The sequence below is a fragment of the Oligoflexus sp. genome (assembly GCF_035638955.1).
GTDB lineage: Bacteria > Bdellovibrionota_B > Oligoflexia > Oligoflexales > Oligoflexaceae > Oligoflexus.
On record NZ_DASQYZ010000319.1, the window covers coordinates 1 to 12,731 of the forward strand.

The 12,731-nt window shown below is 52.0% G+C and carries 8 protein-coding genes; 3 read left to right on the forward strand and 5 right to left on the reverse strand.

All coding sequences use genetic code 11. From position 1 onward, the window contains the following. Nucleotides 1–1,152, forward strand: a 1,152-nt coding sequence (locus VE954_RS29030; protein ID WP_324959526.1) for a M20/M25/M40 family metallo-hydrolase, incomplete at its 5' end; no start/stop codon positions are given. A 170-nt stretch (nucleotides 1,153–1,322) separates the two neighbouring features. Then, a complete protein-coding gene (pepN, locus tag VE954_RS29035; RefSeq protein WP_324959528.1) occupies nucleotides 1,323–3,944 on the forward strand; it encodes an aminopeptidase N in 2,622 nt (873 codons plus the stop codon). A 42-nt stretch (nucleotides 3,945–3,986) separates the two neighbouring features. Here pepN and VE954_RS29040 read toward each other — a convergent pair whose 3' ends face one another. The 3 genes from VE954_RS29040 to VE954_RS29050 all read right to left on the reverse strand — a co-directional run bounded on the left by VE954_RS29040 (nucleotide 3,987) and on the right by VE954_RS29050 (nucleotide 8,285). Then, complete coding sequence (locus tag VE954_RS29040) at nucleotides 3,987–4,814, reverse strand: S1 family peptidase (RefSeq protein WP_324959530.1); 828 nt, start codon at nucleotides 4,812–4,814, stop codon at nucleotides 3,987–3,989. A 200-nt stretch (nucleotides 4,815–5,014) separates the two neighbouring features. Further along, nucleotides 5,015–6,976: an alkaline phosphatase D family protein gene (locus tag VE954_RS29045; protein WP_324959531.1), complete on the reverse strand. Its 1,962-nt coding sequence runs from the start codon at nucleotides 6,974–6,976 to the stop codon at nucleotides 5,015–5,017. 169 nt (nucleotides 6,977–7,145) lie between these two features. Continuing rightward, the gene (locus VE954_RS29050; RefSeq protein WP_324959533.1) at nucleotides 7,146–8,285 is read right to left on the reverse strand and encodes a glycerophosphodiester phosphodiesterase; all 1,140 of its coding nucleotides are present in this window, start codon (nucleotides 8,283–8,285) and stop codon (nucleotides 7,146–7,148) included. A 215-nt stretch (nucleotides 8,286–8,500) separates the two neighbouring features. Between VE954_RS29050 and VE954_RS29055 the strand changes: the two genes are divergently transcribed. Then, nucleotides 8,501–9,547 carry a CorA family divalent cation transporter gene (locus tag VE954_RS29055; RefSeq protein WP_324959535.1) on the forward strand — a complete coding sequence of 349 codons (1,047 nt, stop codon included), beginning with the start codon at nucleotides 8,501–8,503 and terminating at the stop codon, nucleotides 9,545–9,547. Between the two features lie 8 nt (nucleotides 9,548–9,555). Here VE954_RS29055 and VE954_RS29060 read toward each other — a convergent pair whose 3' ends face one another. Beyond that, nucleotides 9,556–9,813, reverse strand: coding sequence for a hypothetical protein (locus tag VE954_RS29060; RefSeq protein WP_324959537.1), 258 nt, complete (start codon nucleotides 9,811–9,813; stop codon nucleotides 9,556–9,558). Between the two features lie 229 nt (nucleotides 9,814–10,042). Next, the gene (locus VE954_RS29065; protein ID WP_324959539.1) at nucleotides 10,043–12,232 is read right to left on the reverse strand and encodes a glycoside hydrolase family 9 protein; all 2,190 of its coding nucleotides are present in this window, start codon (nucleotides 12,230–12,232) and stop codon (nucleotides 10,043–10,045) included. Nucleotides 12,233–12,731: the final 499 nt, after the last annotated feature.

Below are 12,731 nucleotides of genomic sequence, written 5' to 3' on the forward strand. Positions count from 1 at the left end.
ACCGATGAATATTTCATCATCCGAGCCAGTGACGCGCATGAAGAGGATTTCAAGGATCTGTATTATCTGAACCTCGAAGACTCGCGTTATGATCGACTGACTTTGGAACGCTTTGGCCGTGTCACCGCCTTTGTGCCAGAAGTCCTGGCGGTCCTGGAAATCCCAGCCTCCCAGCTTGAACAGGCCGCGGTTGAGCTGCATGAAGAGCGCTGGTCCTGCGGGCAATTGATGCGGCTGTTTGGGGATGACGTTGCGCTCAACCTTCTGGCGAAAACTGCGGTCCCGGTGATTCCTGTCGATGAAAATGTTGCAGCGGTTTCGTCCATTCACGCTGCCGTGAGTCCAGCGGCCATTCAAAAAACGGTTCAGTCGATGGTGGATCTCGGGACCCGCTATGGTCGCAGCACCAAGGCCGGCAGCGTCACCGATCTTTTGCAAAAACTTTATCAGGACATGGCAGGCTCGCGCCCGGACATCAGTCTTGAGAAAGTTTCCCACAGTGGCTACACTCAGTCCAGCGTCGTGGTTCGCATAGAAGGTCAGAAACATCCCGAAGAAATCATTGTGCTGGGCAGTCACATCGATAGCATCGCGCGCGGATCCGATGTGGCCCCGGGTGCCGATGATAATGCCAGTGGAACCGCCTCGCACGTCGAGGTCTTTCGAACCATCATCAACCAGAATCTACGCTTTGATCGGACAGTGGAAATCCATGGCTATGCCCTGGAAGAACTGGGGTTGATCGGCAGCCAGGCCATTGCCAGGTCTTACGTGAATGGCGGCAGGAATGTGATCGCCATGATGCAGAACGATATGAACATGTTCAAGGCCACGAAGGAAGACATGGTCTGGCTGATCACCAATGATAGCGACCCGGCGTTGACGCGGGATATGGAGCAGCTGCTGCGCGCTTATCAAACAGTGAAGGTGGACAAAAACCGGCTGACGGCGGGTACGAGCGATCATCGTTCGTGGAATCGGCAGGGGATTCCCGTGGTATTCCCCACCGAAAATCCCAACAACTACAATCGCAAGATCCACACGCCTGATGATGTGATTGCCAATTCAGGCGCTTTTACGCAGTCAGCCGAGTTTGTGAAACTTTCCCTGAGCTTCCTCGTCCACTACGCTGGACTTCAACCGTCTCGCTGAGCCTCCTGGACCCTGTGTTTCCATGAAACACAGGGATGCAGAACTAAGCAATCAAGCTGAGTTGACAATTTTTCGCCTTCCGGATAAAGCTGGGGGAATTCATGATTTTTTAAACCTGACTTGTGAATTCGCCAAACGTGAACGAGCAAGCGCTTAAGGAGACTCCCGTTATGCGTTGCATGCCGTCTCTCGCCCGTCTGATGCTGGGACTGGGTTGCCTATTCTACCCCGCTGGCAAGGCCGTGCTGGCCGGGCCAGCGGTTCTGAAGCAATCCGAAGCCGAATTGCGAAAAAAGCAGGTCGATGATGTGCGGTATGCTCTCGATCTTGACCTGCCGGAGTCTGACAAGCCCTTTCAGGGAACCGTGCGCATCGGTTTCACCTTTCACCCCCAGAATCAGCCTCTGCGCGTCGATTTCGCCAAGGGCAAGGTGGAATCCGTCAAGGTTAACGGTCGCGCGGTGAAGTTCGAAACTGATGAGATGGCGATTCGATTAGGCGAGGATGTGCTGCAGGCGAACGCAAAAAATGAACTCGAAATCCGCTACGAGCATCCTTATAGCAAGGACGGCAATGGCCTTTACTGGTTCCGTGATCCCGTCGATCAGCAGGTTTATACCTTCACTCACTTTGAACCTTATGCCGCCAACAGCTTTTTTCCGAGCTTTGATCAGCCGGACCTGAAGGCCACCTTTCAGATGAAAGTGAAGGCACCCAAAACCTGGACTGTGGTCTCCACGGCCCGGGAAACCAAAGTGACCCCTGACGGCGACAAGAACATTTGGGAATTTCCAGAGACATTGAAATTCTCGACGTACCTTTTCTCGCTGCATGCCGGGGCCTATAAGGTTTGGGAAGATAAATCCTTCCGCGTTCCCCTGCGGATCATGTCGCGTCAATCGCTGGCTCAGTACATGCCGGTGGATCAGTGGTTCCGCGCCACCCGCCACGGCTTTGATTTCCTCGATAAATATATGGGTTATGCCTATCCCTTTGGCAAATATGATCAGGTCGTGGTACCGGATTTCAATGCCGGCGCGATGGAAAACGTGGCGGCTGTCACCTTTTCCGAGCGTTTTCTAGTCCGTGGGCAACGCACCGAAGCGGATGAGCAGGGGCTGGCTGGTACGATTCAACACGAAATGGCCCACATGTGGTCGGGCAATCTCGTCACCATGAATTGGTGGAATGACCTTTGGCTGAACGAAAGCTTTGCAACTTATGCCGCGACGCTGACGATGGCGGCTGATCCCCGATTCCCCAATACCTGGATTGGCTTTCATCGCAGTAAAAGCGGGGCCTATTTTGCCGATCAGCTGGTGACCACGCATCCGATCGTAGCCGATGTGCCCGACACGATGTCGACCAATTTCGATGGCATCACATATGGCAAGGGCGCTTCGTTTTTGAAGCAGCTGCACTTTCTGGTGGGTGAAAAAGCCTTTCAAAAAGGTCTGCAGATTTATTTCAACAAGCATGCGTTCGGCAACACCCGAGTCAATGATTTCATCGCGGCCATGGAAACAGCCACAGGTCGAAGTTTGCAGACGTTTGCCAAGGAATGGCTGCAGACCGCAGGTGTGAATACACTGACAGCCGATTTCACCTGTCGCAAGGGTAAAATCGAACAGTTCCATCTGAAGCAATCGGCGATTCCCGAACAGCCCACTCTGCGCGAGCATAAGACTCAGGTGGCGCTTTATAAATGGAAAAAGGATCGTTTCGAGCTGATCAAGGAAGCAGCCGTCGGTTATCAGTCCGCTTCAACCCCGTGGCGTGAAGCCAAGGGTTTGGCCTGTCCTGATTTGGTCTTCCCCAACCAGAACGATCATGATTATGTGAAAGTGGTTCTGGATCCTTTCAGTTATAAGAATGCCGCCTCGCATCTGCAGGCGATCGAAAACCCCATGCAGCGGATCATGGTTTGGAATGCAGTATCGGATATGATCCTGAGCACGGATATTTCCTTGAAGGACTACACGCGCTTTATCGTGCAGCAGCTGCCTTTGGAGAAGGATTATGAAGTTCTGCGCGCCATCGATGCCAAGATTGGGCGGGAACTTCTGGGCTATGTGGACTGGATCCCAGAAAAGGCTGTGAAGCAGGAGATTCTGAATGCCCTGCTGAAGGTTTATGAAGGTCAGCTGCAGTCTTCGCTGGCCTCGGATAGCAAAAAAATTCAGTGGGGCACCTATCGCCAGCTGCTGACCATGTCTGGCCGTACCGATACCATTCTGAGCCTTTGGCAGGGCAAGACCACGTTTCCTGGTGTGATGATCGATCAGGATGAGCGTTGGGGTCTTCTCGAAGCGTTGAGTCAGCTTGGGCATAAGGAAGCTTTGGCCTGGGCCGATGCCGAAAAGCAAAAGGATCCCACCAGCATGGGTCAGCGCAAATATCTGGCCGTCCAGGCTTCGTTCCCGGACTACGATCAGAAAATGAAAATGTTGGATCCGATTGTCAAGGCTGAGCGGAAGATGTCGGGCGCTGAGCGTTATGCGATCATGGGCAACCTCTTTCCAAGATCGCAGCGCGAGCTTTTGAAGCGCTATGAGCCAACCTATCGGGCGGAAGTGGATCGCATCGTGGCGAAGGCGGAGCCGGGCGTTTCCCGTTCGTATGTGATGAGCCTTCTGCCGGTCAGCTGCGACTCGTCAAGTTTGCCGCTGATCAATGAGCTGCTGGCGAAGCCTTACCCGCAAGCCATCAATGATGGTCTGAAGGTGGCACGACAGAACAATGAGCGTTGCCAAAAAGTAATGGCGCGGCTTCTGAGCTCACGCCAGGGTTAAGTCCATGGACAAAGGTCCCCGGTGCAGCCGGGGACTTTGGCATCAATACCCGAAACGACCCAGAAATGCTTTGGATTCGCTGCTATTGAGATCCACGTAGGAGGCTTCGCCGCGTGCGAAGAGTCCACCGGTGCCACCGCCTGAAGCCACACCGATCAAAGCTCCCTGACGGAACATGGGACCCCCGGAATCGCCATTACCAGCTGATGCCGCTTCGCCTGTGGCGCCACCGCTCTTTTCTTTCACTTCGCCTGTGATATTGATGAAACCATCTTTGACTTCGGCAATTGTATTGCGGCCGACGCGCTTTTGATCATCACCTTTTTTACCAAAGGTCGACATATCATAGTAACCATAGCCAAGGATTTCGATGGCATCGCCTTTGATCGGCGCCGTGGTGCTGAGACGGGCTTCGCCGCGAGGACGTTCGTCTGAAGACTTGTCCTCCGTTTTCAGAATCGCGAGGTCATAACGATTGAAGCCTTTCTTGGCTTCCCAAAGTTTATTCCGATAACCTTCCGTCACGCGTGTCACGAGCTGCGTTTTCTTCGGCATGGTGGTGTGATCGGTGACTTCAAAGACCATGATTTCCAAATCCAGGACCTTGCCTTCCGCATCCGATGAGCCATCGCCGATGCAATGGGCTGCGGTCAGGATTGTATTCCTATCGATCCAGGTTCCCGTGCAGGTCGCACCGCCTTTGAGCTGACCGTTTTGATAGACGCGACGATAGAGATTGACGACCTCGGGTCGATCCGTTTCCTGAATGATCTGACCATTGGTGACTTTAAGCTGAGATCCTGCGTATTCACCGCAAGCTGTTAATGCCAAAAGACTGCCGAACATCGCCAGGGAAATAGCACGCATCATCTCCACCTTTCATTTTTTGTAAAATGCTCGAAGCTATGCGAGTTATATTTTGGTAAAACTTGCACCCTTCTACTACGCGCGCTGCCGATAGGCAAGGTCGGAATCTGGCTGACGCAGGCTCGGAAATGCCTTCATTTGCAGAACAAACAAGGATCAAGAATTTCCATTAGCCTTTTACCGAAATGTGTCCAGATGAGGTATTAGTCGAAATCCGGCGCGTAAATAGGTCCAATTTTTTCCAATTCCCGGCCTTGCCGTCCTCTGAATCCCACGATGTGACGTCCGGGTCCTGCTGAGTAGTCCATCGTGCTTCCTGGATTTTTGCCTGCTTCCAGGACACGTCCCTGGCTGGTGACGAGCTTAAGATAATGAATGGAAGTCGTCCCTTTGTGGTGACCTACACCCACCGTCATACGCCTGAGATACTCGCCAACATGGAGATCCATCGCATGCTCACCGCCACCATTCCCACCGTGCTTATACGCATTTCCGTCCTCATACCGTACGGTGATAGCGTCCACCCGGTCACCACTGCGAATGCTGAGGTGGACCAATCGGGATTGAACATGCAGGCGCTCTCCATCATTAAAGTAGGATCCGCCTTGACCACCGACTTCACCGGGGCTGTCGTAGAGCCGTGACTCTTCGGGTGCGGGCGATGCGCGTTTAACACCTTCGGATTTGCTGGATTTCTCCTGGGTGATGCGTTGTTGGCCGCTAGCCACGTCAATAGCCTGAGCCATTTCCTGATCCTGGCTGAGTTCCTCGTGCGGGACGTACCAGAATTCCAGATGAGCGCCCTCTTCTTTCAGATCAATGATTCCATATCCATGGCGGGTACTTTCGAAATATCGAATGTGGGGGTTGAATAGCTTGATAGCTGCCGCGAACCCTCCTTTGGCAATCGCGCCGAGAACTCCCTTGACTTGCTCGTCGAGGTTGCCGCGAGTCACGCTTGAGGGTAAAATTTCAACAGCCGCAGCTCGACCACCCCACTCAAGATTGGCGGCAAACGAGAGATGGGCATCACCAGTCGCAATCAAGGTGTTTTTTATTCCATGATCCACGAGCACCTGGAGAACCCTTTGCCGATCTGCAGGATAGCCATCCCACATGCTCTCTGATATCGGCTTGCCCAGGATCTTGCACGGGGCCATCAGGACTTGATTGCCAAGAATACGCCAGTGCGCTTGCGATTCCGTCAACTGGTTCTTTAGCCACTGAAACTGCTGATCACCAAGAATGGTAATCTGGCCTGTCTCAGAACTGATAGCGTCACGACCAATATGACGAGTATCCAGCATGATAAGATCCAGCATGGGACCAAATGATAAACGTCGGTAGATCAGATCATGATTCCCATATTCCGGGGAACGAATCGGGACCAACTCGTGAAACGCACGGATACTGTCTGCCTTGCCCGCGGCATGATCGATGTCATGATTATCCCACACGATGATCCATGGATGTTGCTGATGGGCATGTCTCAGGAAAGGATCCCTACGGTAATACCGATAGCGCTGGCGCACGGCGGCCAAGGTATCGGGGTTTTGGGTGTTGACCGGATCGGACGGCATGTTCCTCTGTTCATCCTCGTCTACGAAATCGTAAATGTAGTCGCCGACGTGGAGTATGGCATCCATATCACTTCGTCTTGCCAGCGCTTCATAGGTATTGAAATACCCGGACCATATGCTGGAGCAACTGACAAGAGCCAAACGTATGTTGGACATGGTTGAGGGGGCCGTCCGTGTGCGCCCTATCATCGACCAGCAGTTCATGGCAAAAAAGCGATAATAGTATGTGGTTCCAGAATACGGCAGGAGGGCGTCCACTTTAATGGTGAAATCCTGCTCCGCGGTGGTCGAGGTATCACCTTCAGCTACGATTTGCGTGAAAGCTACATCCAAAGCAGCTTGCCATCGGACATTGACTGAGGGAGAACCATCCCCAGTAACATGCGTCCACAGGATAACACGATCAGCCAGGGGATCACCCGACGCGACGCCATAGGCAAACGTTGTTGAAATCTGCTCCAGATTTCGTCGGCTTTTGCTTTCCTCGTTATTGAGAATTTCGCTGGAAAAACTTTTTGGATGCATGATCAGAGATCCAAAAAGCCCACCGCCCACCTGGAACAGACGGCGTCGCGATTGAAGCATACAATACCTCCTGGGATTGACGTTTATTGCTTTGCATTGAAGTTCAAGTGCCTTGTACCGAAGGCAGGTCGCGACGGCAAGCCTGGACTTGTAAAATCTCAATAAAGATTGCAGGCAGGTCGAGGGTTTCGACAGCCTGCTCTTGCTTATTTTTGTGCTGGCCTGCGGCCTAAAGTTTTCCTTGACTCGCTCCGCCCGTCATACTCTGAAACAACGCCCTGGACCTTACAGCTGTGTCCGTAAAATCCGTAAAAACACCATCCACTCCAGCATTGAAAAAGGCATTATATTCAGCCTCTGGACGACCGTAGTCGACCGCGAGATAAACTTCCTCATCGCGGAAGGTATAGGGGTGCACCAGCAAACCCGCGGCGTGAGCGTCAGCGATCACTGGCAAAGTTTCTCCCGAGAGTTGTTCCACCGCTTCGGCCTTGCCATCGCCATTGAGGTCGGTGGCTGTGGCTGGTTTACGGCGGACAATACTTCCCTTCCATGGCCCAATTCCCGCCGCATAGGTGGCCACGAAATTTTTCAAACTCGCCGCTCTTATAAGGTCACCATAGTTTTCCGTACGTCCGGCTTTCTTATAATCATACGGCTGGGCATCCCGATCATCTAAAAGCTGAACCAGAGGAATCTTCAGTCCGTTCTTCTTCAGAAGGGGCACAAGGATATCCTTGAGGTTGGAGACTTCAAACGACTGGATGAAGACGCGCCGAGGATCGGTGAACTTTTGCTCCATAAGAGTTGCGATCAACTTTTCTTCAAGGGGCAGGCCCATGTCGCGAAAATACGTTGGGTGCTTGGTTTCTGGATAGATTCCTACGTGTCGGCCCGTCTGGTATTCAAAATTCTTGATGGCGTCAATCACCTCAACCAGAGTGGGAACTGTGAACATACCATTGAATTTCTGATCACGGAACGCAACCCGCTGGACCGCCCTCAGGCTTTTCAATTCGGTCAGCGTAAAATCCTCGGCAAAGAAGCCCTCCTCTTCAACGCCATCAACCCACTTGCGCTTCAAACGATCAGAAAATTCCGGCCGGGATCTTACGTCGGTCGTGCTTGTGATGTTGGGTTCATGCCGCGCAATGAGCACACCATCTTTCGTGATAACCAAATCCGGCTCAATGAAATCAGCGCCCATCTGCATGGCAGCCCAATAGGCCTCGATCGTGTGCTCAGGCAAATAGCCCGACGCTCCACGATGGGCAATGACCAAAGGTCGACTCACCGAAGGAATCGCGGCGGCAGCGACATGACTCCAGGCAACACACTGAAGAGCAACACTCAAGATTAGGAACTTCATAAAATCTCCTGATTCAATTTCAGTGGAGCTTAGGACCGTATTATGAAGCACGGCTAAAATTGCTGTGAAGTTCCGCTTTTCGGGAATTGTATGCAGCCCCCGTGGGCTGAAAATAAAAAGGTCCGATGAAGATCCTGTGAAGAGTGCGTCCGTGCCTTGCAATCGAAAATACCTTTGTTTACTTTGAGTGGACTTCTGTACGGAGGACCATGCTTATGGAGACAGTGATAAAGCCGGTCAACGGCAACCAGTTTACATGGATTGATCTCTGTCGACCCACGGCCCATGATCTTATGGCGATCATGGATCAATACGACCTGCACAAAACGGCTGTTTTGGATAGTCTGGATCCTCAGCACTTGCCGAAGCTGGAGCGTTTCAAGAATGGTGTGTTTTTGATTGTCCGGCTGTACGATAGCGCGGCGCACGTGCTTGAGGACGACCTGCAGAAGATGACCAGCAAGCTCTCCATTTACCTGAATGCGAAGACCCTTATCACGATAAGGCGCCAGGGACAGGGCTGCATTGACGAGCTTGTCGAGCGTTGGAAGAGCAAAGGGGAGGTTGGAAACCTGGATTCCGTCGCACACCCCCTGAACGAAATCCTGGACACTGTGCTCACAAGCTATATGGATCCTCTGGAGAACTGTCAATCACGCTTGGATCGTCTGGAGCGTTTGACCTTCCAGGATACAGGCTTTCAGCTCCTTCAGGCTGAGGATGCCTACAGCTTGATAGCCAAAACCTCGGTCATCAAACGCATGCTGTCCATGAGCGTTCACATCATCGATCGCATCGATTACATTCCAGACGCAAGCCGTCCTTATTACAATGACATCCAGGAAGACGGTGAAAGCTTACTGTTCTGGGTGCAGGATATTCAAGAGAATACCAACCGCATCCTCCAGCTGCAGATTTCCCTTGAAGCGCAAAGGACCCATGAGGCTTCGCAGCGCACTAATGAGATCATGCGTTTTTTGACGGTTTTCTCGATACTTTTTATGCCGCTGAATTTCATCGCCGGTGTCTATGGGATGAACTTCAACCGAATGCCCCTTCTCCAGCACCCTTGGGGATTTTGGCTTTCGCTTTTTCTGATGGCGGCCAGCACATGCGTTATTCTGCTTTGGTTTCGCAGGCAGGGATGGCTGCATCGCAACGCTGAACCGGATGCATTGCATTTGACCAGGCGCTTCCTTGCGGATGCACTGCCGGACCGGCGTTGGCTCCCTAATCTGGCAGGGATGAAACGGGATCCGTAAGTGCTGATCTATTCATATGTATTGGAAAATTGATAGGCAGACTCCAGCATTTTTCTACATTCTGCAATCAGCGTATGCACATTTTCCCAATAGTCTTTTCTGTAGATATTGTCTTTGACTTTATCAAGTTCCACGATGCATTCGTAAAGCGCTTTTGAAAGTTGAATTCTGGCGAGTTTGAATGATGTTGTGTGAAAGGTCTTTTTCAAGAGTTCGATTCTCAAGGAATCCGACGCATTGATAAGATTACCTACCTCGTCTCTCATGGCGTGCTCCACAATAGTGGATGGTATGAACAGAACCTGTTTCTCACCCCTGCAATATTTATACCTTAGCCTGGTGCTATTGTGTAAAGATATCGATAATTTATGGTGAAAAATGTGTGAAGTCTTGAATGCTTGAAAGGCGGGGATCTTGAGGAAAGATTGAGGCGAGAACGTTATCAAGCCTCAACCGGGTCGTCCAGGTCTTCAAGGAATCTTGCGCACCAGTGTCTCAGTTGGTTGAGTCAGGCTTTGGCCTGGCAATCAACGGCAGGATTGAAACCGCTCCGCGCGCCATTCGATCGATTGTGAACTCGTTCTTCACAGTCCAGCTGTCGTGGTAGCGATAGAGCGCCGGATATTGCGCCTGGGCTGGAAATTTTTTGTTCTTACGAGCCGTGTTCCACGGAGCATTCATGTAGCCATCGTATTCACCATTTTGAATGTCCGCGCTCGGGATGCCTGGTACGATCTCAGGCCACCCATCGGCTTCACCACGTTTGTACTCCTGCCACTTATAGTGGCCGATTTCATGGACCATCCACCTCGGCCTGCGCTGCGGATGACCAAGTCCCGTGATAAATGTTCGACTCAACGGATTCGAACCAAGCAGGTAATTCCAGGTCTTGATAATGACGTCGCGGTATTTCGGATCATGAGTCACCCCATAGGCGACCATGGCGGGAAAGGCTATGGCGTCACCACTGAAATACCAGCCCACGGTTTTGGAAACGAATCGCGGCAGAGGGGCTCCGAATGGAGTTGCATAGGGCTGCCCACTATGGCCCATGGTGGTGTCGCCCCAATCCATGATCGCTTCACGTGCCCGCTTGCGGATACCCGGGATAGCCTTTTCCGTCCGCGCGTCTGTGCCTGAATACAAAGACACATAAGCCGCAAGCCATGGCCCGGTCAACGACCAGCTCCAGTGTTTAACCTTCTTCAGGTCAGCAGGTAGTGCCGACTTCAAGAGCTCCACGTAGGCCTGGTCTCCGGTTGCCTCGAGCAGGTTGGCAGCCGCAACCAGCATTTCATCAGACCATGGGTTCGGTCCTGCTTGCCATGGGTCATACCATCCAGCATCCTTGAAGTACGAAGGCTCCTTGTGATGCTTTTTAAAACCATGGAAAGCCCGTCGAGCGGCAATCAGATAATCCTTGCACTTGGAAGGCACGTATTGCTGCATCAGCGGCGTATTGTAGGCCATGGCCAGCACGCCAGCTGCATAAAGCGTTTCGGAACGATTGGGGCCCATGGTCTTATCATAGAGCTTGCGCATCGATTTTCCCTCGGGCGGCTGGCCCATTTCGTAACCTCCGCTGCCATCCTGCTTTTGGGGCCTTAAATAGAAGGGCACTGTCCCGTCCTTAGGGGTATTCATCACGACCTTATGGAGGAAGTCGAGTTCATGAACGACTTCATCGATCAGGTCGGGAATGCCGTTACCCGACTCGGGCATCTGCAACGACTCACCCAGGGCCTCGACTTCTCCAGGGAACAACCTGATGGCTGTCAGCAATGATGCCGACATGTCCGCTGAGTTGTGCGGATATTTTCCGCGATCGCCGGCATCCATGTGACCGCCGCTGAGGTCGGCCTGCTGACCCGTGCTCTCTATGATGGCGTCGTCGAGATGAGCGGGCGGTCGGTTCCAGTGGGTCGTATCCTGAGAATCAAGGCCATGCTCACCATCGCGCTGATGCATCATACCGCGTATCAGAGTGTAGCCAATGTCATTGAAGGCCGAAGGACTTACCTGGAAGGAATATGAGGAGCCTACTGTGGGAATGCGAATGTGGTAACGGCCTGGAATACTGAACGAAGAGAAATCCAATGAGTAGACATTGCTCCTGGACCATGGCTCCTTGTCGGCGGTGACATCGAGTTTGATGTCACCGCTATAAACGATTCGCTGTGCGGCTTCATCAATGACCTCGAAAGTTTTGGCGGCACCGAAATCGATGGTGCCCTGACCAGTCCATGACGAAAGGTAGGCGATTTTAGGGCCGTTCGCCAGATACGCAACCTGGTTCACATGAATCGCTTCGTTCGCAGTGTTTTTATCCCAAGTGAATGCGTAGGACCCCCCAATTTTAACCTTACTGTTCACACTCAGCCTATAGGCTTTGCCTTCCTGGAGGGGACTGGGCAATTTCAGAAAGATTCGATAGGTGACATTGATTTTAGCCGCATCGTCGAACTTATCATCATCACTCCAAGGAGCGCTTTCTGGCCAATGCCGACGCTGGATGACAGAAGGCGAGACACCACCTTTAAAGGTTGGATCGTCCACACTTGAGATGACGTAATTGGATGCCTTGCTCACTTCCCCTGCATTGTACTCGCGCTCTGGCAGGACTATTTGAATCCAATCTCTATTGACGATGAGGACCTGTGCCGTCTGAGTTGCTGGCGCAACCATGGGGCGTTCCTTCAGCTTCTCTGCAGCGAGAATCTGAGTCATGAATGCCATTGAAGAAACGATGCCTAGGCTCAGTGGAAGGTTGAAAAATCGATGAGGTCGGGGTCTTGGACTGGTTGTCATTGTTGTTCATCCTATGAAAAATGTTAGGAACAGGCCAACAAGAACGTGTTGCCAACGATGATGAGGCTCGCGTTTGCAGCCGATAGATATCCGAAATGGGAGCCAAGCTCAATCCATTAAAATTAGAGCCTCGGGTGACTGATAATTGTTGTCTTCAATGCAAGACAGTTCATTGCTATGGGTGATGGATCGCGTGCGTCTGTCGCAAAATGAAGCCAGTCAAGCCTTGCGGACGTGAAATAAAAACCAAGTCGAGAAGATGTTTTTGAGATACAAGGGCTATCGGAGGGCTGAACGAATGAATTGTCACAAGAAAAAATTTGGATCAATTGGGAAGCCGTTTACAAATTGCGGATGGCTGGTCGTCTCACTTCTT

Coding starts and splice junctions, on each gene's coding strand:
- VE954_RS29040 (WP_324959530.1), bottom strand. CDS start 4,814: ATGATGCGTGCTATTTCCCTGGCGATGTTCGGCAGTCTTTTGGCATTA.
- VE954_RS29050 (WP_324959533.1), bottom strand. CDS start 8,285: ATGAAGTTCCTAATCTTGAGTGTTGCTCTTCAGTGTGTTGCCTGGAGT.
- VE954_RS29060 (WP_324959537.1), bottom strand. CDS start 9,813: ATGAGAGACGAGGTAGGTAATCTTATCAATGCGTCGGATTCCTTGAGA.
- VE954_RS29055 (WP_324959535.1), top strand. CDS start 8,501: ATGGAGACAGTGATAAAGCCGGTCAACGGCAACCAGTTTACATGGATT.
- VE954_RS29065 (WP_324959539.1), bottom strand. CDS start 12,232: ATGGTTGCGCCAGCAACTCAGACGGCACAGGTCCTCATCGTCAATAGA.
- VE954_RS29045 (WP_324959531.1), bottom strand. CDS start 6,976: ATGCTTCAATCGCGACGCCGTCTGTTCCAGGTGGGCGGTGGGCTTTTT.
- pepN (WP_324959528.1), top strand. CDS start 1,323: ATGCGTTGCATGCCGTCTCTCGCCCGTCTGATGCTGGGACTGGGTTGC.